The organism is Shimazuella sp. NTD247, assembly GCF_059510415.1.
The window spans coordinates 282,350-303,293 of sequence record NZ_JCAJZU010000005.1; the positions used below are offsets into that span (position 1 = coordinate 282,350).

Annotated in this window: 23 protein-coding genes; 14 read left to right on the top strand and 9 right to left on the bottom strand. The window is 40.2% G+C overall.

Annotated features, from left to right (window positions below):
- Positions 1–11: 11 nt before the first annotated feature.
- The 4 genes from AC5WOC_RS14655 to AC5WOC_RS14670 all read left to right on the top strand — a co-directional run bounded on the left by AC5WOC_RS14655 (position 12) and on the right by AC5WOC_RS14670 (position 4,941).
- Positions 12–1,688, top strand: a complete 1,677-nt coding sequence (locus AC5WOC_RS14655) for an asparagine synthase-related protein (RefSeq protein ID WP_496056152.1) — start codon at positions 12–14, stop codon at positions 1,686–1,688.
- Positions 1,660–1,929, top strand: coding sequence for a hypothetical protein (locus AC5WOC_RS14660; protein WP_496056153.1), 270 nt, complete (start codon positions 1,660–1,662; stop codon positions 1,927–1,929). The genes AC5WOC_RS14655 and AC5WOC_RS14660 overlap by 29 nt, the downstream gene beginning before the upstream one ends.
- A gap of 19 nt (positions 1,930–1,948) precedes the next feature.
- On the top strand, positions 1,949–3,673 hold the full coding sequence (locus tag AC5WOC_RS14665) for an ABC transporter ATP-binding protein (protein ID WP_496056154.1): 1,725 nt from the start codon (positions 1,949–1,951) through the stop codon (positions 3,671–3,673).
- A gap of 431 nt (positions 3,674–4,104) precedes the next feature.
- Positions 4,105–4,941 carry an AAC(3) family N-acetyltransferase gene (locus AC5WOC_RS14670; protein ID WP_496056155.1) on the top strand — a complete coding sequence of 279 codons (837 nt, stop codon included), beginning with the start codon at positions 4,105–4,107 and terminating at the stop codon, positions 4,939–4,941.
- Positions 4,942–5,984: 1,043 nt separating this feature from the next.
- Here the strand turns inward: AC5WOC_RS14670 and AC5WOC_RS14675 are convergent.
- Together AC5WOC_RS14675 and AC5WOC_RS14680 are read right to left on the bottom strand one after the other, a co-directional pair.
- On the bottom strand, positions 5,985–6,299 hold the full coding sequence (locus tag AC5WOC_RS14675) for a hypothetical protein (RefSeq protein WP_496056156.1): 315 nt from the start codon (positions 6,297–6,299) through the stop codon (positions 5,985–5,987).
- A gap of 129 nt (positions 6,300–6,428) precedes the next feature.
- Positions 6,429–6,707 carry a hypothetical protein gene (locus tag AC5WOC_RS14680; protein WP_496056157.1) on the bottom strand — a complete coding sequence of 93 codons (279 nt, stop codon included), beginning with the start codon at positions 6,705–6,707 and terminating at the stop codon, positions 6,429–6,431.
- 90 nt (positions 6,708–6,797) lie between these two features.
- Between AC5WOC_RS14680 and AC5WOC_RS14685 the strand changes: the two genes are divergently transcribed.
- Positions 6,798–7,334: a CYTH domain-containing protein gene (locus AC5WOC_RS14685; RefSeq protein ID WP_496056158.1), complete on the top strand. Its 537-nt coding sequence runs from the start codon at positions 6,798–6,800 to the stop codon at positions 7,332–7,334.
- A gap of 48 nt (positions 7,335–7,382) precedes the next feature.
- Here the strand turns inward: AC5WOC_RS14685 and AC5WOC_RS14690 are convergent, their stop codons facing one another.
- Both AC5WOC_RS14690 and AC5WOC_RS14695 read right to left on the bottom strand, forming a co-directional pair.
- Complete coding sequence (locus AC5WOC_RS14690; protein ID WP_496056159.1) at positions 7,383–7,544, bottom strand: hypothetical protein; 162 nt, start codon at positions 7,542–7,544, stop codon at positions 7,383–7,385.
- Between the two features lie 154 nt (positions 7,545–7,698).
- A complete protein-coding gene (locus AC5WOC_RS14695; RefSeq protein WP_496056160.1) occupies positions 7,699–7,938 on the bottom strand; it encodes a hypothetical protein in 240 nt (79 codons plus the stop codon).
- Positions 7,939–8,081: 143 nt separating this feature from the next.
- Here AC5WOC_RS14695 and AC5WOC_RS14700 point away from each other — a divergent pair, with 143 nt between their 5' ends.
- The 3 genes from AC5WOC_RS14700 to AC5WOC_RS14710 all read left to right on the top strand — a co-directional run bounded on the left by AC5WOC_RS14700 (position 8,082) and on the right by AC5WOC_RS14710 (position 9,659).
- Positions 8,082–8,954 (top strand): diacylglycerol/lipid kinase family protein, encoded by an 873-nt coding sequence (locus AC5WOC_RS14700; protein ID WP_496056161.1) that lies wholly within the window; start codon positions 8,082–8,084, stop codon positions 8,952–8,954.
- Between the two features lie 80 nt (positions 8,955–9,034).
- Complete coding sequence (locus AC5WOC_RS14705; protein ID WP_496056162.1) at positions 9,035–9,283, top strand: hypothetical protein; 249 nt, start codon at positions 9,035–9,037, stop codon at positions 9,281–9,283.
- A 58-nt stretch (positions 9,284–9,341) separates the two neighbouring features.
- The gene (locus AC5WOC_RS14710) at positions 9,342–9,659 is read left to right on the top strand and encodes a hypothetical protein (protein ID WP_496056163.1); all 318 of its coding nucleotides are present in this window, start codon (positions 9,342–9,344) and stop codon (positions 9,657–9,659) included.
- A gap of 51 nt (positions 9,660–9,710) precedes the next feature.
- Here AC5WOC_RS14710 and AC5WOC_RS14715 read toward each other — a convergent pair whose 3' ends face one another.
- The 3 genes from AC5WOC_RS14715 to AC5WOC_RS14725 form a co-directional block, all read right to left on the bottom strand.
- Positions 9,711–10,049: a hypothetical protein gene (locus AC5WOC_RS14715; RefSeq protein ID WP_496056164.1), complete on the bottom strand. Its 339-nt coding sequence runs from the start codon at positions 10,047–10,049 to the stop codon at positions 9,711–9,713.
- Between the two features lie 106 nt (positions 10,050–10,155).
- Positions 10,156–10,947, bottom strand: coding sequence for a hypothetical protein (locus AC5WOC_RS14720; protein ID WP_496056165.1), 792 nt, complete (start codon positions 10,945–10,947; stop codon positions 10,156–10,158).
- A 352-nt stretch (positions 10,948–11,299) separates the two neighbouring features.
- Entirely contained in the window at positions 11,300–12,070 is a 771-nt protein-coding gene (locus AC5WOC_RS14725; RefSeq protein WP_496056166.1) for a hypothetical protein, read from the bottom strand.
- 134 nt (positions 12,071–12,204) lie between these two features.
- On the opposite strand from AC5WOC_RS14725, the gene AC5WOC_RS14730 reads away from it, so the two are divergent.
- The 5 genes from AC5WOC_RS14730 (at position 12,205) to AC5WOC_RS14750 (ending at position 19,149) form a co-directional block, all read left to right on the top strand.
- Complete coding sequence (locus tag AC5WOC_RS14730; protein WP_496056167.1) at positions 12,205–13,572, top strand: 3' terminal RNA ribose 2'-O-methyltransferase Hen1; 1,368 nt, start codon at positions 12,205–12,207, stop codon at positions 13,570–13,572.
- Positions 13,565–16,165, top strand: coding sequence for a polynucleotide kinase-phosphatase (locus AC5WOC_RS14735; protein ID WP_496056168.1), 2,601 nt, complete (start codon positions 13,565–13,567; stop codon positions 16,163–16,165). Before AC5WOC_RS14730 ends, AC5WOC_RS14735 begins: the two co-directional genes overlap by 8 nt.
- A gap of 86 nt (positions 16,166–16,251) precedes the next feature.
- Entirely contained in the window at positions 16,252–17,853 is a 1,602-nt protein-coding gene (locus tag AC5WOC_RS14740) for a glutamate synthase-related protein (protein WP_496056169.1), read from the top strand.
- A 263-nt stretch (positions 17,854–18,116) separates the two neighbouring features.
- A complete protein-coding gene (locus AC5WOC_RS14745) occupies positions 18,117–18,467 on the top strand; it encodes a hypothetical protein (RefSeq protein WP_496056170.1) in 351 nt (116 codons plus the stop codon).
- Positions 18,468–18,696: 229 nt separating this feature from the next.
- Positions 18,697–19,149, top strand: a complete 453-nt coding sequence (locus AC5WOC_RS14750; protein WP_496056171.1) for a PepSY domain-containing protein — start codon at positions 18,697–18,699, stop codon at positions 19,147–19,149.
- 115 nt (positions 19,150–19,264) lie between these two features.
- On the opposite strand, the gene AC5WOC_RS14755 is transcribed toward AC5WOC_RS14750, so the two are convergent.
- Both AC5WOC_RS14755 and AC5WOC_RS14760 read right to left on the bottom strand, forming a co-directional pair.
- On the bottom strand, positions 19,265–19,624 hold the full coding sequence (locus AC5WOC_RS14755) for a GIY-YIG nuclease family protein (protein WP_496056172.1): 360 nt from the start codon (positions 19,622–19,624) through the stop codon (positions 19,265–19,267).
- 35 nt (positions 19,625–19,659) lie between these two features.
- Complete coding sequence (locus AC5WOC_RS14760; RefSeq protein WP_496056173.1) at positions 19,660–20,139, bottom strand: DUF6530 family protein; 480 nt, start codon at positions 20,137–20,139, stop codon at positions 19,660–19,662.
- Positions 20,140–20,360: 221 nt separating this feature from the next.
- Here AC5WOC_RS14760 and AC5WOC_RS14765 point away from each other — a divergent pair, with 221 nt between their 5' ends.
- A complete protein-coding gene (locus tag AC5WOC_RS14765; RefSeq protein WP_496056174.1) occupies positions 20,361–20,885 on the top strand; it encodes a PepSY domain-containing protein in 525 nt (174 codons plus the stop codon).
- Positions 20,886–20,944: the final 59 nt, after the last annotated feature.

The window sequence follows — 20,944 nt, forward strand, 5'->3', positions numbered from 1 at the left end:
GGAGGGGGAATATGCTGTTTCGCGAAGAAATATTAGGTTGCAGTACCGACTGTGGGACAAGTTTACAAATCAATGGATGGATCACTTCTGCAAAGTCAAATGATGCCATACGTTTTTTACATTTGTTGCAAACAGATCGTCAAGCAGCTGTTTTGGCATGGGGTGAAGTGTTAATCCAGTCCCCTCAACCATTATTGTGTGTAATCGAAGGTCGTTTTGTTTTGTCATACTGGAGTGCAGAACAACAGCGTGGTGTTTTATTTAAAAGTTTGCTGTGCAAACAATCACTCTACTATACCAATGAAAATGATGTTTCGTGGTCTACTGATCCATTGCAGCTTATTACCCAAAATTATATTGATGCAGTAAATAATAAGTTTTTATTAGTCGCATGTTTGGAAGATAGTATTCCTTCGACCGAATCCTATTATCGCGGGTTAAAACGACTTCCAGCAGGTAATCTGGCAGTTATCGATCGAAGGGAAATAAAAAGAGAAACGATCGATACGATTATTCCTATCCCACTAAAAAGAAATCAAAGCATCCAAATGTACGCAAGGGAAAGTCGAGAACTATTAGAAGGACATGCAAAAAAGTGTTTATCTGGGTATTCCAAAGCAGGCGTTATATTAAGTGGCGGCCTTGATTCGAGTATCGCAGTCACATGCTTGCGAAGGCTTGGGTTGGAGGTAGTAGGAATCCATTGGTCTTTTGCCGGTATCCCTCAAGCAGATGAAACAAGCGATGCCGAGCTGATTGCGTCACATCTTCAAATTCCTTTAATTAAGATCAATGCAATAGATTTGGTGCATGAAGCTGGTTTTTTTAACGAGCATTGGGATTTTACTTCTCCCTATCCACATCCCTTTTACTGTTTGTTTGAACAGACCTTGGAAATATGTGCGGCTTTGGGGATATCCATTTGTTCAAGTGGATACTTTGGTGATGTGATTTTCGGACCAAATGACCCATGGAAAGTGACAATTGCTAATGTTTTTAAAGATATTCCCTTTTTTGAAGGTATGCAGTGGCTTTCGGAGTACTGGCAAATTCCCAAATACAAGTCAAGAAAAGTCCCGCATAGCCGGTATTCGCAATACAAATACTATCTATCAGAAGATAGTATAGAGCGAATAAAAACAGGAGAAATCAAGTCATATCAAATCGAGCAGAAAAGCTTTTTACAACAAATCGCTCATTCCTTTGATAACGAAACAGATCATGTATTAGAAACGCATTTGTATGAGCGAAAAGGAATCATCCCTTTTCATTTATTTGTGTCACGTGAATTGATGGAATTTTCCATTAATATTCCGATGCCCTACCGCATGATGCCAAGCGGAGGGCAAGAATATATCAAACCAATCATGAGATTGATTTATCCAAATCTGCCTCCTGCACTTTTGAGCCGAAACCATCGGCAAATTATGAATGCATATAACGAATCCTATGTCATTCATAACAAAGAACAGATTTTAACTTTGTTAGGGCAAAATTCTTTTCTGGCTCATTGTAATGTGATTGATCCGCACAAACTGAATTACATAGCAGTGGATGTGCGAAAATGGGCAGCTTCTGCGTCAGGACTAGTCCGCTGCTGCATGGTAGAACTTTGGATGCAGAGTTTAAAGCGCAAATGGGAGAAACGAGGGAAGAAAAATGTCATACCAATTACATCCAGATGTTAGATGGAATGAAGTGTTAGGGGATCATTCATTGTTAGATAAGCGAACAGGGGAATATTTTCATTTAAATACCACAGGAGCAATTGTTTTTTCTAGTTTATTAACGTCGATGAGTGATCAAGAAGCAATTTTCAAAGTAAAACAGGCGTTACATCCATCAATTGATAATGTAGAAGTATCTTTTTCTTCGTTCCGAGACGAACTTCTAGCAAGAGAAATTTTAGTAGTACATTCTGAAGAATAATAGAAAAGGAGGAGCTTTTTTGCAAAAGAAACAGCAAATAGCAATAACACGATTGCTATTATTCGAATATAAAAGAATCTTATTCGGTTTGCTTCTCATGCTGCTTGTAGCAGGTATTCAGATCATATCACCGTGGCTGATGAAACTGATTATCGATCAAGCGATACCACAAAAGAAATACCAATTACTTGCTGTGCTTATTATTATGCTGGCGATTCTCCCTGTGGTAATCACGATAGTAAATGCTGTTCGCAATCTCGTAACTCATCAGATCGGCGGCTATGTGACGGATACTTTACGCAATCTCTTATATGATAAGCTTTTGACGCTGTCTCCCAAAACGTATCTTCATTTTCAATCAGGAGATATAGCAGCCCGCATATATAGCTGTGGAGAAATTGGCGATGCTTATATCTCACAAGTACTCGTTCCTGCTATTTTTGACATGGTACTGTTTATAGGTTTAACTGGAGTAATGCTTTATCTGAACGTAAACTTAACCCTATTGATATTGGTATTTGTACCTATTTCCTATGCTCTATCTCGAAAATTTGCTAAGAATACTCGTCCGAAGATCGATAACATTATTCAATTACAGCAAGAGATGAGTAGTTACACAACCGAATTTGTGACAGGTCTAAAGACAATACAAAAGTTCCATCAGCAAGAAACAGAGAGAAAACAGCAGAAAAAGTGGATTTATGACTATCGCAAGCTTCGCAATCAAGTGGCATTTTTTGATGACTTATCTGTTTTGACCGTCGACTTTGGACGATCATTGGGTTTTGGTTTGGTATTTGCTTTTGCTGCTGTACAAATCATGCAAGGGAAGATGACGATTGGTACGTTAATCGCTTTTTCCGTTTATTTTCCACAGCTTTTCTCATCGGTGCAACATATCCAAATGGCGTATATTCAAACAGAATCTATGAAACCAAAATTAGATTTAGTTTATCAAATATTGCTGTTAGAAGATGAAATACCGGATAAACCAATCGAGCATTTGCAGCTAAAAGGAAATGTTTGGTTTCAAGATGTTTCTTTTTTCTATGAAAAAGGAAGAGGACAGCTCTCTCATGTGCAGTTTTCGATTGAAGCAGGCGAATTTATTGGGATTGTAGGCTCAACAGGCAGTGGAAAATCGACGATTCTCGATTTGCTCATGCGGTTTTATGAGCCGGAATCCGGGCAGATTTTGCTCGATGGAAGAAACATATTAGATTATGCATATGCGGATTTGCGATCGCAAATTGGACTCGTATCGCAAGATGTTTTTCTATGGAATAAATCGATCAAAGATAATTTGCAGTATGCCGAACCGGCTGCTGACATACAGGAAATAATAAAAGCATGTCAAGAGGCGCAAATTCTCGATTTTATTCAGCAGCTGCCAAAAGGTTTTGAGACGATCATTGGCGAACGAGGAGTGAAACTATCTGGAGGGGAGAAGCAGCGGTTAGGAATCGCACAAATGCTGTTGCGGAATCCACAAATCATTCTCTTGGATGAACCAACATCAGCACTAGATGCCAGTACAGAAGCATTGCTGCAAGAGCGTTTTGAACAGTTATTTCGAGGGAAAACGAGAATTGTTGTTGCTCATCGGTTAGCTACGATTCAAAAGGCTGATCGGATCATGGTGATGGAGCACGGGAAATTGGTCGAGATGGGTACACATGAGATGTTGATGGAGAGGAGAGGAATTTATTATAAGCTCTATTCAGAGCAGGTTTTACTTATTTGATTTGGCACCAGCCCATTTGGTGACGATATGTATCAAATGGGCTGGCGCTGGTCCATCTGATCATGATAATCAAATGAACCAGTTGTCAATTATTTCGGTATCCTGTATTACTTCTTGCTAAGGATATAATATTTGCCAAGTCTGAAATAAGAAAGGTATACAAGGTCGTTACGTTTCTTTACCGTCTTAAAGATGATCTCTGTGACGATGAGCTTATGCCCCTTTCTTGCCGCTGGGAGTTTGTCAGGGTCAGTGATAACCCCTTCCGGTTCCAACCGAACCGTCTTGGTGCCATCCCTATACTCGATGGTGTCATGCTTAACATGGTTGTGATACTGATGCTGCATCTTTTGTCCTTCATGTAGGATGTTTTTGGACGTTTATAGTTTATCTTACGAATACAATCGTTGTAAATGAAAGGATACAGGTAGATGAGCGAACAAGCAGTTATCCAACAAACAACAAAACTGCACACAAAAAATAGTCTTATCGATGAATTCAGACAACTAGGATTGAAAGCAGGAATGAACCTTATTGTTCACTCTTCCCTCAGTTCCATTGGATATGTAAGCGGGGGAGCGGTGACGGTTGTACAAGCGTTGATGTCAGTGATAACACCAACTGGCACAATCGTTATGCCTACACATACAAGTGATAACTCCGACCCATCCTTATGGGAGAATCCACCTGTGCCTGAAGCATGGTGGAAAACAATGCGCCAGACGATGCCAGCGTTTCACCCTCAATATACGCCAACAAGAGGAATGGGCAAGATTGCGGAAGTTTTTCGGACGTTTCCAGATGTGAAGAGAAGCAATCATCCTACCGTTTCGTTTGCAGCATGGGGAAAATATGCAGAACATATCACAAATAATCACCCCCTTAATAATCCGATGGGAGAGGATTCGCCTTTAGCAAGGTTCTATAATTTGCAAGGGCATATTCTGTTGATCGGTGTTGGCTACGACAGTAATTCTTCGTTGCACCTTGCAGAATACCGAAGCAGACAGCCGATAAAAATCACAGAATCTGCTGCGATGGAACAAAATGGAAAACGAGTGTGGGTGAATTTTGAAAATATTGCATATCAAACAGAGTTGTTTCCGGATATCGGTAGAGATTACGAAGCTAGTAAGGAAATCGTAATAGGGAAGGTAGGAAATGCTGAGGTGCGCTTACTCTCACAAGCAGCGTTAGTAGATTTTGCAGTAGAGTGGTTTAATGAAAAAGGCAGAAATGAGGCGGGACAGGGTCAAAAATATTTTTGACCCTGCCCCCATGCGAGCAGCGTATGCTCACATATGACCAAACCTATCGCTTGAAATCATTTACAATATATACCGGAGGCCTGCCCTTGGGCATATCAACAGTAGAACCTGGAGAGACAACATCGGTTCGTCCCTGCTGCTTGGCTTCCTGACGCACATCATCTTCAACGATGAATACAAGATTCAGCTTAGGATTTGCCTTTGGAATGTCACTCGCCCTCCTAGCATACGCTACCTGAGTGAAATTGCTAAGAGTCCCCTCGTGGAAGTAATGGAGCGGGCTCTCGTTGGTGTAGTTTCGATAGTTATCCAGCATGGGAATCCAATCGTAGGAATGGTCTTGTACATATTTATTTTAAAAGACAACGATAGCTTTGTATACTAAATATTTCGAGACTGATAGATTCATTGCAAAACTATCAGTCTCGAGTAGAGAAACTTATCTTTTGCTAAAAACGAAACATTGATTCAAGATAAATGTTTCTGCCGCGATAGTGGGTAGCTCCGTTCACAAAATCAGGAGTACAAACATCTTTGCGACTAAGCTTTTACGCTACATGATAAACCATCTATGTAACAATATAGATAATTTCTTCTTCTGAATCAGGAAGTCCAACGATGTGTACTACTTGCGCGTGTCCCTGTGATGCGGGTTCTTTTTCTACTCTATTCTCGGAATCGAAGTAAAAATGTATCTGTTGTATAGTAGTTTTAAATTCATTTTTCCTCTGATTCTATAGGAAAAAGGCTTTTTTATTTTATTTTCAAATGAAGTTGTTTGTAAAGTAAATTCAAATAAAGGAAGATATTATGTTGGCAATTGAATATCAAATAGAGTAATTTGCGGATATTGGGATAGATCATGTAAGCAAGTAAGGAGATTGTGATAGGGAAGTTAGTCAATGTAGAGGCGAGCTTGTTTTCACAAATAACATTAGTAGATTTTGCAGTAGATTGGCAAAATAATAGTGAGGTGGGACAGGGGTAAAATATTTTTCAGCCCTGTCCCCATGTGAGCAGTGTATGCTCACATACAACCAAACCTAGCGCTTAAAGCTCCTCGCGGAATAGACAGTAGGATTTCCCGGGACCATATGAACTGCCTTTTCGCCAAGGGAGACGACGTCCTTCCGGTTTTTCTTTTCCTTAAGGAACTTACGTACATCATCAGGAACGATGAAGGTCTGTCCATTGGTGGGATCGGGGAATTCTTTCATCTCCCCATATTCGATCACCTTGACTTCCCCATTGATGATTGTGGCAACGCCTCTGGAGACTGCGGGGCAGAGATCTTTTGATCCATCAACAACGTAGAAGATCAGGCTCTCATCCGCATAGTTCTGAAAGTTATCCGACATGGGAATCCAATCGTAGGAATGTTTTGTACATATTTATTTTAAAAGACATCGATATCTTTGTATACGAAATATTGCGAGACTGATAGATTTTCAAGTATGAGCTATCAGTCTCAAGAAACTTATTTCTTTCTAAAAACGGAACATGGATTCAATATAAATATTCCTGCCGCGATAGTGTGTAGCTCCGTTCACAAAGTCAGGAGTACAGACATCTTTGCGACCTTGCTTTTTCGCTACGTGATAAACCATCTGTGTAACAATATAGATGACTCCTTCTTCCGGATGAGGAAGTCCAACGATTTGCCCTTTTACTACTTGCGCGTGTCCCTTTGAGGAGAGTTCTTTTTCTTCTCCATTCACAGAATCGAAGTAATAAAAGGTATCTATTGTATAGTAGTTTTGATACATTTTTCCTCTGTTTCTATAGGAAAAGGACATTTTTATTTTAATTTCAAATGGAGTTGTTTGTAAAGTAAATTCAAAATGAAAGAAGATGTTATGTTGGCAATTGAATATGAAGCACGGATACTGGAGATTGATCCGGATGACATGAAGCAGCGGATTTTATCCCTTGGAGGAGAAGCGATTCGCGAATCGCTGATGCGGCGTTATGTATATGCTGTTAACCAGCATGATTTGAATAAGTTCATTCGCCTTCGTGATACTGGTTTTGAAGTGACACTTACCTATAAAGTAATTCATCATGATGGGATTGATGGTACAGAAGAAGTGGAACTGATTGTTGATGATTTTGCAAAGACAAACGAATTTTTAGGACAATTGGGGTATCAAACAAAATGGTATCAAGAAAACTTTCGCTCTAGTTTTCGCATTGGAAAGGTACGAATCGAAATCGATCATTGGCCGATGATCCCTCCGTATTTGGAGATTGAAGCAGACTCCTATACAGAAGTAGTAGAAATGGCACAGCAATGCGGTTTTCATGAGGAACAGTTGGTAGGGGAAAATACGTTAAAAATATATCGTAAATATGGTATCAATTTAAAGGAAATACAAGACTTGCGGTTTCCATAAGAGGAAAGTTCGGTGGCTCTATCTCAAGGGATAGAGCCACTTGCCTGCCTAGGAGTTGTTTTTCTCACCCAGTGCTGCTCGAAGCAGAGCCAGCTTAGTACTTAGCTCAGTAGAACGGGCTGCAAGGGTATCCTTGCGCTGAAGGGCTTCGATTCCCTCGATCTGCTCCTTCAGTTCCGCTTCGCTCAGATGGGTATAAGGGTTACTCATGATGCTCCTTAGAGGCAGGGTTTGTTTTTCTAATTTTAAAATACCAGAGGTGTCAATACATCACAATCTTTTTTTATTTTTCTGTGTATTTCTCGTTTGCGTTTTTTGCGATGTTTGTCCAAATATGGAACCCATCGCTTTTGTGAAAATGGTATTATTTTTTTGGTCCATAAGCTTCAGGAGTGTTTGGATCGACTACTTCTGATTTTGCATTCTTTGCGTTAAATACTTCCTCAGCAATCATTTGAAATAGATCTGGATTATAATCTCTGTTGATTGCTTTGTTGCCTACAAAAACGCGAAAAGGAGATCTGTTCTTCTGTTCTTGTTCTTCAATGGCAATTACCGTAAGGTTGCGTAGTGTATACCTGCGATATATGAACCGTGAACTCACTTTCTCTCCCTTTGATCGAATCGATAGACAACTATATTATATAGAATATTCAGAATGAAATATATAAAAAATTGATTTTGTTACTGCTTTTCTCCTTTTGCCCTTATAATAAAGAAAAGGCTTCCTGGGAAAGGGAGAATATGGTGTATTTATTTATTGTGAACCCACATGCTGGGAGAGGGAAAGGGCTTAACGTCTGGCAGCAAGTGGAAGCCATAGTCAAAAAGGAGAATATTCCTTATGTCGTTCAGTTTACAAAAGGAAAAGGAGAAGCGGTTACGCTGACAAAAGATGCTGCTGGTAAACAATCATGGACTGCAGTTATTGCTGTCGGTGGAGATGGAACAGTGCATGAAGTAGCAAATGGATTATATGGCAGTGATTTCCCGCTTGGTTATATTCCTGCTGGTACAGGCAATGATTTTGCAAGGGAATGGGGGATTCCATTTGACCCAGTTGCTGCATGGCAGCGAATTGTGTTACATGAAGTGAAAAAAGCGGATGTTTTTTTATCAGGAGAACGTGTTGTCTTAAGTTATATCAGCGCTGGCTTTGATGGATATGTTTCCCGTCGTGTTGATGCGTCACGTTGGAAGAAGATTCTGGGGAATGCCAGTTATTTTGTCGGTGCGCTGCTTTCATTAAATAGCTTTCGACCATTTCATTTGCAGTTACGCGTAGATGACACGGACTACGAATTTGCAGATGTATGGTTAGTGACTCTATCAAATGGCAAAAGTTTTGGTGGAGGCATGATGATCACGCCTCATGCAAATCCAACGGATGGATGGATAGATATATGTATTGTTCACAAATTATCGAAACTGGATTTTTTACGTGTATTTCCGAAAATTTATGCTGGAAAACATGCCAAACATAAGGCGGTAACGTTTGTAAAAGGGAAGAAATTAGCAGTGAAAACTATTCCAGCTATGTGGGCTTTTGCGGATGGTGAAGAAGTTGGCAATCATTCGATGGATGTGGAAATAGTACCAAATGGACTTTTTCTTCTATAATTCATTAAATAGAGAATTAATTTACAAATAATAATTATTATGTTAATTTGAATGGAGCAGTCTCATTTTTGGAGGGTTCGTTGTCTCAAAAGTCAGCAATGACCGAGTACCGTGGCAAGCTCACTGTAAAGCAGCAACGAAGCGGAGAGGAAGTTATTGAAGTAATTTCCGAACAGCGGCTGCCTCAGTACCGCAATAATGGTGTGCGGGTGACTGCTGTTGACAATCCGAAAGAAGAGTATCTCCTTTATCACGAGGAGATTATCAACGTCGAACGTGATCCGCGTTCTCCATTTAAGGTGAAGATCACCTTCCGGCTTCGAGCTTGACTGCTGCCCCTTCACGTAGAAATACGTGGAGGGGTGTCATTTCTTAGAGGTGATATCTGTGATTATTTGGCGTGGTTGGGGTATTTTGGTTTTACTGATTGCTGCACTCTTTCAATTTATTGGTTATGGAATCTTTAACTTGTTTGGAATGGACGCTGCTTCTGATGCCGCAAAATTTACGGGGTATCTACTGTTTTTACCCGCGGCTGTAGTATTGTGGTTTGTTGGCAAGAAGTTGAACAAGCCAGTTGTTTATCATGATCAAGCTGGGCAGCCAGTGGTTTCCAAAGGAAGACATTCATTGTTTTTTATCCCCATTGAATACTGGGCGTTTATTTATGTTGTGTTATCCATCGGTTTGATCATCGCACTATAAGTTCAATAAAGGAAAACCCCTTTTGTTCTTTTGACAAAAGGGGTTTTGCTATTATGCATTCAGCGCCTTATTGATCTCCACAAGAGAGACTATGATGGGAACAATGATAAATACAATGCCAACAAGACCGATGCCAAAGCGGAAAAGACCATAGTTTTTATCGGTTTCGGGCAGTGCTTGGTGAATCGCCCAGCGGGTAAAGATACTGTATTGTTGAATGGATACTTCATGCACACTTCGGGTGCGCAGAGCGATGCCTAAGTATTGGAATCCGAGTATAAAGAGAAAGAGAAATACGATAATAGCAACAATCACATTGATAATAGGGATTTTAGAAAGAATTTCGAGAATTGGTTTGATCAGTAAGTCTGCTAGAAGTGGGTAATGCATGATTTGCTCCTTTGGTTTGTAACCCAAGATGTTTAGCCTTTAGAAAATTAGTGAGCGGTAGATGTATTGACATCTACCGCTCGTCGCACTGCCTATTCAGGCAGTACTACCTTCTGTTCATACAACTGCCGTGGCCAGGGCTTCGACAGGAGTGACAGATACCACAATCTACATTTGGATCAGTAGTGCTGGCATATCGAGTCTGCACTTTCCAAACGCCATACTGATAGCCAGCTTTCAAAGCCTTACCAGCGAGCTTAGCTCCTGGTGCAGTAACGACATTCATTCCGACAGAAATAATGCCATCGATGAGGTGGAAGAAGTACCAATCAAGAAATTGTTCAACGATGGTCTCAGTAACCTTATCGGTAGCTTGTTCAATTGCTGTGTCTTTTGCCCATGTTTTTGCAACAATGACCTTCGTTCTAGCTTTTTCGGAGAGGCTGACTGCTTTTTTCTTTCCCCCGATTCTGCCGAGCGCATTGTCTGCTTGCTCAATAGAATTTTTTGCCTCGTTGTTTGCGGAAGTTGCAAAATGAACTGCTAGGGAATCCGCTGTTGCTTTATCCCAGACCTTGGCAAGTTCGATTTTAACTTCCGCGAGACTAAGGTATTTTTTAGCTTCTCTTGCATCCTTACTAGGACGGAACAAGCTATTTTTGTTGATAGCAATTTCGGCTTTAGAGATGTCCGCAGAAGCCTGATTCATCAAGTCTTTTGCGTTTTTCTGGGCTATTTCAGCAGCTTTCTTTTTGTTTGAAGAGTAGGCATTTGCTATATCTTTCCGAGCTTTACCTATTTCTTTTTCCGCATTTCCATTTCTCTCTAGAATACGCTGGGCTGTTGCTATATGTTTACCAGCGGAATTCATTGCGTTTTCTGCGGCTTTTTCAAACAAAGGTTTCTCCCCTCAATGAGGTCATTAAAATATTACGTACATCTATATTAACATATAGTAAATTATTCACTCAATAACTGCTATCTAGAAGATATTCGATCCGATTTGACAAAAGCAGTAAGTGCTCTCTATTTAAGTTAAAGCAGTCAAAGGGGTTTACCATAGAACATCTTTATGATGCAGGTTTCCAGGAATTTAATAGTTTTGGATATATTTTAAATAGATATGAAGACATAAAGAAGGTTGTTGCATATAGATGGGGATTTTGTTTAAATAAAAGACTTTATAAACCACAGCGAGCAGCAGACCTTTGTCCACTGCCCACAATTGAATCACAGAGGATTGTGATTCATTATCGTTCATTTAGGCAGGTACCATTACCGCCAAGACAAGCATGGCAGCGGCATGCAGCATGCCTGTTTTTGACTTTCCTTAAACTGTACTTGATTCCAGCTGCTGCTGCCTTTGCACCAAGCTTAGCGCCAGGAGCTGTTGCAATATCGAAACCAACAGAAATGACACTATCCATGATGTGATCAGTGCCCCATTGAAGGAGTTTCTCCATAATCCGATTTGCAAGTTCTTGCGAACCTTCTTCGATTGCAGTCTGTTTTGCCCAAGAACCAGCAGCAGAAAGCCTTGCTCCAGCTTGATTGGAGAGATCTTTCTTTTTACCAAAATGAGCTTTGGCCGCTTTTTCGTAAAGATTTTCTGCCTCGGATTTTGCTTTTTTGGCATTATTCATCGCAATGGACTCTGCTTCGTCATAATTCCAAATATATGCGATTTCAATTTTTATGTTTGCAAGTTGCATATACCTCGCGGCTGCTTCTGCATCACGTTTGTTTCTACCAGTCAAAGCTTTTCTTTCTGCTTGCACCATATCTTTATAGGCAAGATCCATCATTTTTTTCGCACGTTCTTTTGTAAGCTTTTCCATTGTCCGTCTCTGAATTACGCTGGCATCTGCAAGGGTGTAGATTGCTTTATCAATGTTTTTCTCCGGATCACGGTCTTTTTCCATCTCTTCCTGCGCTTTTCGGAGAAAATGTTCTGCTCTGCTCATTGCGAGATTTGCAATCATAACAATCCTTTCCAAACGAGCAATAATCACGGCGATCATCAATCTATTTATCTTATCATAAAGCAAAATATTCATTCCATAAATGCGGAGAGACAAGTGTCGATAGATTAATATACAAGTAAATGATAAAATTCTCATCAATCCAATTTTTTTACGGAAAGAAAGGGAGTTTTATGCAGCTTACGATTAACATAAAAGGTGAAAATGCGAATGTAACGTCTCATTTGCTGGCCAAAAATCCAGCTAATCGCTATGAACGCAAAGAAAAAGAAGCAGTAGTACGTTTGATATATACGAAATTTACAGAAAAGGAGGTAAGCTTTTTGGTGTATGCAGAGCCAGATCCACTGGAACTGATCCGCAATGCACCTGATGCTTATGATATTACGAGTTATATCAATGACCGCGAGTTTGCCGTCAGCAGTTTGTTTCTTACTTATATAAAGAGTGCGCTAAGCACCGCGATAAATGGCAAGCCAAAAGCGGAATACAGTAAATGGGTAGGGCACCCCTTTACAATGGAAATACAGTTTGGTCCAGTGGCAACCAATTTAAGTGAAGAGACGATGGAGGCATTGTTCGCTCCGATGGGGTATCAAGTGATATTTGAATATGGTGACAATGACTATAACACTCCATTGAAGGAGCGTTCATCTGCGAAATTTATCACGATTCGGGCAAAACAAACATTGCAGCATGCATTGAAACATATTTCTGTTTTAATTCCTGTACTTGATAATTACAAACACTATTTTTTGGATGAAAGAGAACTAGAGAAACTAGACCGGCATGGAGAAGGATGGCTGGAGGATCATCCTCTGCGCAATTTGATTTTAAAACGAACTTTGCGTTTTTCCCCTTTGATCAAGAAATCAAAGTTTCAGTTGCAGAAAAGGGTAGAACCAGCGGAAGAAGCGACTATTCCCAAAGTAAGGCTGAATGATCTGCGTTATGAAGCGATTATAGATCAAATAAACCATCAAGCAGCCAAATCAAGTATTGTCGATTTTGGTTCAGGAGAAGGGAAGCTGTCCACGCGGTTAGGATTTGTCGCAGGGGTACAAGAAATATTGGCTGTAGAACCTTCGCAAAAGGCACAGCTGCATGCATTGGAGCGTTTTGAAAAAGCAAAACGGAAAGCAGGATTTGTTGCACCGACACCGATCTTTGGTTCGCTATTTTATACCGATGACCGCTTGTGCGGCAAGGATGTTATGATCCTATGTGAAGTGATGGAACATATTGATGAGCATCAACTGCCTTCCGTATTTCAGACGATATTTGCCTATTATCAACCACGAATGTTGATCGTAACGACACCAAATCGAGAGTATAACGAAGTGTATGAAATGCAAAAAACGTTCCGCCATAGCGATCACCGTTTTGAGTGGACAAGGGAGCAGTTTGCTGAGTGGTGTATCGCTTGGACAGAGCATTATCCTTATTCCGTTTCTACGACTGGTATTGGTGAGAAACATGAATCCTTTGGAAAGCCAACACAAATGGCGATTTTTCATCGAGAGGAGAAGGAAAATGCCTAGAAAAATATCGCTGCCGCATGCTGGGATCGTTTTGATGATGGGGCCTTCTAGCAGTGGGAAAACGACGCTGTTACATCGTTTGATTAAAGAAAGAGTGCTGTTAGCTTCGGAAGTAGTCAGCTCCGATCAGTTCCGGACTTTACTTAGTGATCTAGAATTTATGGATTGGAAGCACCATCCGAAAGAAGAAGCGGATGTGCTTTATGAACAATACCAACAAATCTCCAAAGAAGCCTTTGCAGCTTTGGATTATATGGTAGAAAAGCGCTGTGAGCTGAATAAATTAACGGTTGTCGATGCGACTCATCTTCAATCCGATGACCGGCTGCGTTTTGTCCGTATTGCTCGGAAACATCATGTACCTGTATCTGTCATTGCGATTGAAGCGCAAGAAACAGATTTATTGAGATGGGACGAAGCAAGAGATTATCCGCGTGGGAAGAAGCGTATTCGCCAACAGCAATTTTCTTTTTCGAAGCAAGTGAAGTACTTGAAAAAAGAAGGGTATTCTGCGCAATATGTTCTTCCTGCTGAAGAGTTGTCGAAAGTGAGTTTTGTACGAAAAGCAAATCGTTTTGTACTGAATATCGACAATGGATTGGATATCATCGGTGATATTCATGGATGTTATGATGAATTTCTCGAATTACTCACAAAACTAGGATATGTGCAAAATGAAGAAGGACTTTTTATCCATCCGGAAGGGCGAAAGCTTGTATCTGTCGGAGATATTATGAGCCGGGGACCCAAATCGATGGAGACAATGGAATTCTTTTACCATCATATCCAAGCTGGCTTGGCGTATATGGTTGATAGTAATCATGGTTGGAAGATCGCCAGATGGCTGGACGGCCGCAAGGTCAAAATGCAGCATGGGGATGAAAAAATGGTTTCAGCATTTGAACAGATGGAGCAAGAATATGGATTGGAATACTCCAATGCCAAAAAAGAAGCTTTTAAACAAATGCTCCTTCAAGCACCTTCGCATTATGTGATCCGTCAAAATGACGTGAATGTAGCTGTAGTTGCCCATGCTGGGATCAAAGATGAGTTTATTGGCAAACATTCCAGCGAAATCAGTGATTTTTGCCGTTATGGAGATGTGGAAGGTTTTGATGAACAGGGAAAACCAATTCGCAAAGATTGGTTCCATCATCATCGCAACAGTCAATTGATTATTTGGGGGCATGATCCAAAACCGCAGCCGATTTTTATGCATCATACTATAAACATCGATCAAGGAGTGGTATTTGGTGGACATCTGACCGCACTGTGCTTACCGGAACGAAAGGTTATGAAAGTAGCCGCTAAAGAAGATTATGCTGGTGTTTCTGATAATCCATTACATAAATGGGAAAAGCAGCGGCTTGCTCCTCCCAATTTAAATGCATTGATCGATGGATTTACTGTTCAAACGGAGCATCTTGGGGATGTAAAGATACCGAGCAGAATGGTCAAAACAGCGTTAGATGATCTTTCTCATTTTACTCTTCCTTTGGAAGAACTTGTCTATATTCCACCAACAATGAGTCCGACACCGCAGGTTTCCAAATTACCTATGTATTTGGAGCATCCAGCAGAAGCTTTCGCGTATTATCGTGCACATGGTGTAGAGGAGATGATCGCAGAGAAAAAGCATATGGGCAGCCGGGCAGTATTGCTTTTATTCCAAGACGATGAACTCGCAGTTAACTATGTAGGACGAAAAACAAAAGGAGTTATTTATACACGTACTGGTCGTCCTTTTTTCAACAAATTCATGAGTGAACTAGTGCTGCAAAAGCTTCAAAGGGAATTACAAGCCTATTTTCGTAAGTATCAGACATCGTTTGTGCTGCTGGATGCAGAGATTTTACCTTGGAATTTGAAGGCAAAAGAATTAATCCAAAAACAGTACATGCATGTAGGGGAAATGGCACTGCTGGATCGCTCCAAACGCTTGGATCAACTTAACTTGGCACAGCAAAATGGAGCTTTTGTAGATGACTGGATTGCAGAGACGAAAGAACAGCTCCAACGCACGCAAACGTTTCGTTCCAGTTTTCAGCCCTATCTATGGGAAACAAATGAGCTTGATGGAATACAAATCGCTGCTTTCCATCTGTTAGCGCATAGTGGAAAGACTTTTTTTGATCAGACACATCGATGGCATATGCAGCATGCGAAGGAACTAGCAGCCTATTCTCCCCTATTTATCCCGACAGATTATCGCTTGATTAATGATGAACAGTCTGCACAAAAAGCGATCGATTGGTGGACAGAAATCACAGGTGAAGGTACAGAAGGTTTTGTCATCAAACCGTTGAATTTTTTGCAGCGGGATCAAAAAGGCTTTTTCGTACAGCCAGCCATCAAAGTAAGGGGAAGAGAGTATTTGCATATTATTTATGGTATGGATTATTTGCATTCCTCGAATCTAGAACGATTGAAACAACGAAATACAAACAAAAAACAAAAGAAAGCACTGCGGGAGTTTGCCCTTGGTATCGAAGGGATTGAGCGGTTTGTCCAACGGCAGTCACTTGGCAGAATTCATGAATGTGTTTTAGGTACATTGGCAATGGAAGCTGACGCTGTTGATCCACGTCTATAAATTTTCCCGATTTTCATCTTTCCTTTCGTGTTACTATTATGGGGAATAAGAATACTTCTTTTTCTCTTTTCGAATGGAGGATATTTATGTTTTATTTTTTGGTTGTTTTACTAGTAGTTGTATTTATCGCGATTGGACTATTTGTATTGATGCATTTTATTTCTCGCAAGCCGCAGCATTCTATTATCCGTTCTCATCCTTTCTTGGGATGGATGAGATATTTTTTAGAAAAATTAGGTCCGGAATTTCGGCAATACTGGTTTGATGATGATCGCTCTGGTAAGCCTTTCTCCCGTTATGAATTTATCGGTCTCATTTTTTCAGCCAAGTATCGTACAGATTTATTAGGATTTGGTTCCAAGAGAGATTTTGATCAATCAGGTTATTATATTGCAAACTCGATGTTTCCTCTGTTGCAAGAAGAACTGCGGGTTAACAATGAAGAATTGGTAGAATCCAAAAAGTATCAAATTTTGAAGGAAGGCGTGTTTACACGAAAAGAAAAATTAATGGACGATAAGACATCCAAATGGTTATATCCCGAAGAAGATCAAATTATTGTTGGTTCTCGGCGGAAATATCCTTGGAAATTGAGTGGCATGTTTGGTGCTTCCGCTACTTCTTATGGTTCCATCGGTGAAAATTACATTTTATCTACAGGTGCAGGCGCAGCGATGGCAGGTGGTTCCTGGATAAACACGGGAGAAGGCGGTGTGATAGAAGAGCATTTGCAGACAGGTGCAGATGTGGTAGCTCAGATCGGCCCAGGGATGTTTGGCTATCGTGATGAGCATGGACAGTTTTCGTGGGAAGCATTTGGGAAAAAAGCAGCAGAAAATAACATTAAAGCATTTGAACTAAAGTTTGCCCAAGGAGCAAAGATCCGAGGAGGGCATCTAGAAGGCAAAAAAGTAACAGAAAAAATAGCCCAAGTAAGACATGTACCGGTTGGCAAAACAATCAATTCTCCCAATCGATTTCCTTTTTTAAAAACGCCGGAAGATGCACTTTTATTTGTCCGTGAACTGCAAGAAAAAGGCGGCAAGCCAGTAGGTTTAAAACTAGTAATTGGGCAGCAGCATATTTTAAATCAATTTTTTGAGACAATGATTCGCTTAAATATTTATCCAGACTTTTTCACCATCGATGGTGGAGAAGGTGGATCTGGTGCAACGTATAAAGCAATGACCGATTCGATGGGATTGCCGCTGATTCCAGGTCTGATCACATTTGTGGATACTGCTCACCGATATGGTGTTCGGGATCAATTTAAGATTTTTGCTTCCGGAAAATTAATTTCTCCGGATAAGGTAGCGATCGCTATAGCGATTGGTGCTGACGCTGTCAATTCTGCACGTGGATTTATGATGGCAAATGGTTGTATCATGGCTTTGCAGTGTCACACGGGACATTGCCCGGCAGGAGTTGCGACTACCAATCCGAAGTTACAAGATGCTTTGGTGCCGGAAGAGAAAAAATGGCGAGTGATGAACTATATCATCAGCATGCGATTTGGACTGTATACGCTTGCTGCTGCAACCGGTTTGGATAGCCCAAAACAATTTACCCGTGAGCATATTATTTATAAAAATGATTCAGGACGTACGGTTACATTGAGTGAAATGTTCCCAATTCCGGAAGTAGAACCAATAAAAACGGTAGTACCTCAAGGAGAAAATGTTTCTTAACATAAACAATAAGCAAAGGAATCACTCCATGGAGCGATTCCTTTTTTATACTGTTTTTTGTTGATTCGCCATCATTTGAAGATAAATCTACATCTGCCAATTGAAAACGATTAATCCGTTTGTTCAAGTTACTGGACAGTTCATGAGATTATATAACAGCATATTTCATAATTTTTATAAAAAAATACGATTTACAGAAATATGTATTTTCACATATAATCAATTATAAGAAGTATCCGTCACTCACAGATTGGAATTTTCTCATGCTTGGTACGATGGAGAAGCCGCAGACTTCGGCCAACCGCCGTGTTGGCGTCGAATTCGCGTTCTCTGACGAGAAGGGCGGCAAGTTCATCCTTCAGGGAACGGCGAACGCACAGCAGATCTGTGGTTCACTCGTTCGTTTCGAGTCTTTCCATGGTTCAATCGTCAACGCTCGCACGGGTAGGGGACGGACGATCCGGCCGCGTAAGATTCTGGTCGCCTGTACCCGCTCTGGCCTGATCCGAACCTACATGGAGAAGGAAGAGCTTGACACACAGGGTACCCGCGTGAAGCGCATCGCCAAGGGTGCCAGGTTCATGCCTCAGCCTTTCATCGATGGATTGCGGTAAGTGAAGTGACTGGGGTGTGTGTGGATGATTGTTATCCGCACATACCCAGCGAGAATAATGGTAGAAACATATAGCGAAGCTTCCTTATGCAGGAAGCTTTTTTTCATTCTAATAAAAATCAAATGATTATCTAAACAAAATCAAATCTCCATCCAATCAGAATCAAATACAACTCAGGCATAATAATCACTGTAAAGCAAAACAAACACATTTCAAGGAGGAAACAAAAATGAAAATCAAAAAAATACTATTTAGTTCTACATTAGGAGCGGCAATTGCCTTCGGTGCTATTACTTCCGCCTTTGCTGCAGAACCGGCGAAAGCAGATCATTCACAAAATACAGTGCCTAAAAAAGTGGTACAGCAAGTGAAACAAACACCGAAAAAAGTAGTGCAGCCGGTAAAACAGGCTCCGAAAAAAGCAAGGGCGATTTCTCAAGCCCAAGCTAAGGATATTGCACTAAAAGCTCATGCGGGTATAGTGAAAAATATCCAATTAAAAAAAGAAAAGAACAACGAAGCATACTTAGTTCTCATACATGCGAAAAATCACAAAGATTACTTAGTAAAAATTGATGCGCATTCAGGAAAGATTTTAAGCGATACATTGCAAAAACAAGCAAAGACACCAGTGGAAAAGGCATCAACAAAGGAACAAATGGAAGCACCAGTGAAAAAATGATAAGCTGATAAAGAATCAACTATCGCATGCCTATCTCCCTAAAAAAACTCTCATCACAAAGATGAGAGTTTTTATTTGCTGGTCTTAAGATGGAGTTATTACAAAATGACGTAAATTAGTCTCTTGGCTTTGGATTATATCCGCTATTTTCATATGGCTGTAATTTATCGAGCCACTTTCTTTTCATTTTTTTTAGTTCCCAACGTTTGTCTAGTACTTTGTCTGCTTCCTTTTGTTCTAAAACCTCATACAAGAATGAATCGCTTCCAAGTTCTTTCCAATCTTTTTGCAATCCTGCATTTGCGAACTTTCCCATATCCAATTGCCACTGTAGGGTCATCCACTTGTTCTTTAAGTTGGGATAGCTATTGATAAAAATTTTCCCATTGTTTTTATTTGTTATTTGGATGACACCCATATATGTTTTTATTTGTTTGTATTCCTCTTTTAATTCTTTCCGCTTGTTGTTTTCCATGTAGCAAATATCTCCTTTTTAGAAGTGGAATATGATTAATAGCCCATATCTTTTAATATTTTAGATAGGACACGCAATCTTTCGCCAATTAGCTCATCATCTTCGCTGAGCACTTGGGTGAACAATTTGATATCCTCATCAATCATTTCATTATCGGTACAGACTGCTACAGTCATGGCATCGCCTTGCAGCCCGACTCGATCAATCGTGGGTTTCTCTGTATCGTATAGATTCTCATATCGATAAGCCTCGCGAAAATGAAGTTTTGCTCTGCATATTAAAATAGCAAGATCAAGCACACGGTGCAGTGGCAATTCTTCCGATTGTCTCGACCATTTTCCTCCAGTATGTCGCCACACTTTTGCTGAAATATCTACTTTTCCTCTATCATTCCATTGAGCTAATCCCAAAGAAAGTCCTTTTGCATCTGAATGGTAAGCGTTGCGGCCATCTATATTTTCGTAATTATCGGAAATGATTACAGGTTTATGTTTTAAAGTTGTTGGTATTTTCAATTGCTCTCCTCCTAGGATCATAATAATTTACTTGCTTAGTAATTTAGTAAATCACTAAATATTGATTTAAATCTACCATTTCCAAAAAGAAAATGTCAAATTTTTCAGGGCTGAAATCTAATGAAAATCAAATGTTTATCCAATGAGATTCAAATGATTGGAAGTCATAATAAATGTTGTAAACAAAAAACAATGAATTGAACTTCTAGGAGGAAGCAAAAATGAAGCTTAAAAAAGTATTATTTAGTTCAACAATAGGATCAGCAATCGCCTTTGGTGCAGTCACTTCGGCGTTTGCTGCAGAAGCGCCGAGAACAGCCCCAATTGCTGTTAAAACGGTTCAATCGCAGCATGCAAGTATTATTACTGTCAATCAAGCCAAACAGATTGCACTCAAAAAGCATCCAGGCATTGTGAAAAGTATTACGCTCAAAACGGAGTCGGGTAAGAAGGTGTATTCCGTGTATATTCAAGGCAAAAAAGATCACAAAACGTATTTGGTCAAAGTAGATGCGAAAACAGGGAAGATCACCCATGCACAGGTACAAAAAGTGTTATATCTGATTTCTGAGGCAAAGGTAAAACAAATAGCATTACAGAAAGTGCCTGGCAGTGTGAAGTCAGTTTCACTCAGTAAAGTATCTGGCAAAGACTTCTATACCATAGTGATTGTTGGGAAAGCGGACGGACAAGTTCATACAGTGAAAGTAGATGCAAGAACTGGCAGTGTCTGGAGTGTGCAATAAATCGTTATCAACCAAATAATGTGTACTTTCGTATACATCGCTATCTTATTTTCCTCGAA

Coding starts and splice junctions, on each gene's coding strand:
- AC5WOC_RS14655 (WP_496056152.1), top strand. CDS start 12: ATGCTGTTTCGCGAAGAAATATTAGGTTGCAGTACCGACTGTGGGACA.
- AC5WOC_RS14660 (WP_496056153.1), top strand. CDS start 1,660: ATGTCATACCAATTACATCCAGATGTTAGATGGAATGAAGTGTTAGGG.
- AC5WOC_RS14670 (WP_496056155.1), top strand. CDS start 4,105: ATGAGCGAACAAGCAGTTATCCAACAAACAACAAAACTGCACACAAAA.
- AC5WOC_RS14675 (WP_496056156.1), bottom strand. CDS start 6,299: ATGTCGGATAACTTTCAGAACTATGCGGATGAGAGCCTGATCTTCTAC.
- AC5WOC_RS14680 (WP_496056157.1), bottom strand. CDS start 6,707: ATGTATCAAAACTACTATACAATAGATACCTTTTATTACTTCGATTCT.
- AC5WOC_RS14685 (WP_496056158.1), top strand. CDS start 6,798: ATGTTGGCAATTGAATATGAAGCACGGATACTGGAGATTGATCCGGAT.
- AC5WOC_RS14690 (WP_496056159.1), bottom strand. CDS start 7,544: ATGAGTAACCCTTATACCCATCTGAGCGAAGCGGAACTGAAGGAGCAG.
- AC5WOC_RS14715 (WP_496056164.1), bottom strand. CDS start 10,049: ATGCATTACCCACTTCTAGCAGACTTACTGATCAAACCAATTCTCGAA.
- AC5WOC_RS14725 (WP_496056166.1), bottom strand. CDS start 12,070: ATGATCGCCGTGATTATTGCTCGTTTGGAAAGGATTGTTATGATTGCA.
- AC5WOC_RS14730 (WP_496056167.1), top strand. CDS start 12,205: ATGCAGCTTACGATTAACATAAAAGGTGAAAATGCGAATGTAACGTCT.
- AC5WOC_RS14735 (WP_496056168.1), top strand. CDS start 13,565: ATGCCTAGAAAAATATCGCTGCCGCATGCTGGGATCGTTTTGATGATG.
- AC5WOC_RS14740 (WP_496056169.1), top strand. CDS start 16,252: ATGTTTTATTTTTTGGTTGTTTTACTAGTAGTTGTATTTATCGCGATT.
- AC5WOC_RS14745 (WP_496056170.1), top strand. CDS start 18,117: ATGCTTGGTACGATGGAGAAGCCGCAGACTTCGGCCAACCGCCGTGTT.
- AC5WOC_RS14750 (WP_496056171.1), top strand. CDS start 18,697: ATGAAAATCAAAAAAATACTATTTAGTTCTACATTAGGAGCGGCAATT.
- AC5WOC_RS14755 (WP_496056172.1), bottom strand. CDS start 19,624: ATGGAAAACAACAAGCGGAAAGAATTAAAAGAGGAATACAAACAAATA.
- AC5WOC_RS14765 (WP_496056174.1), top strand. CDS start 20,361: ATGAAGCTTAAAAAAGTATTATTTAGTTCAACAATAGGATCAGCAATC.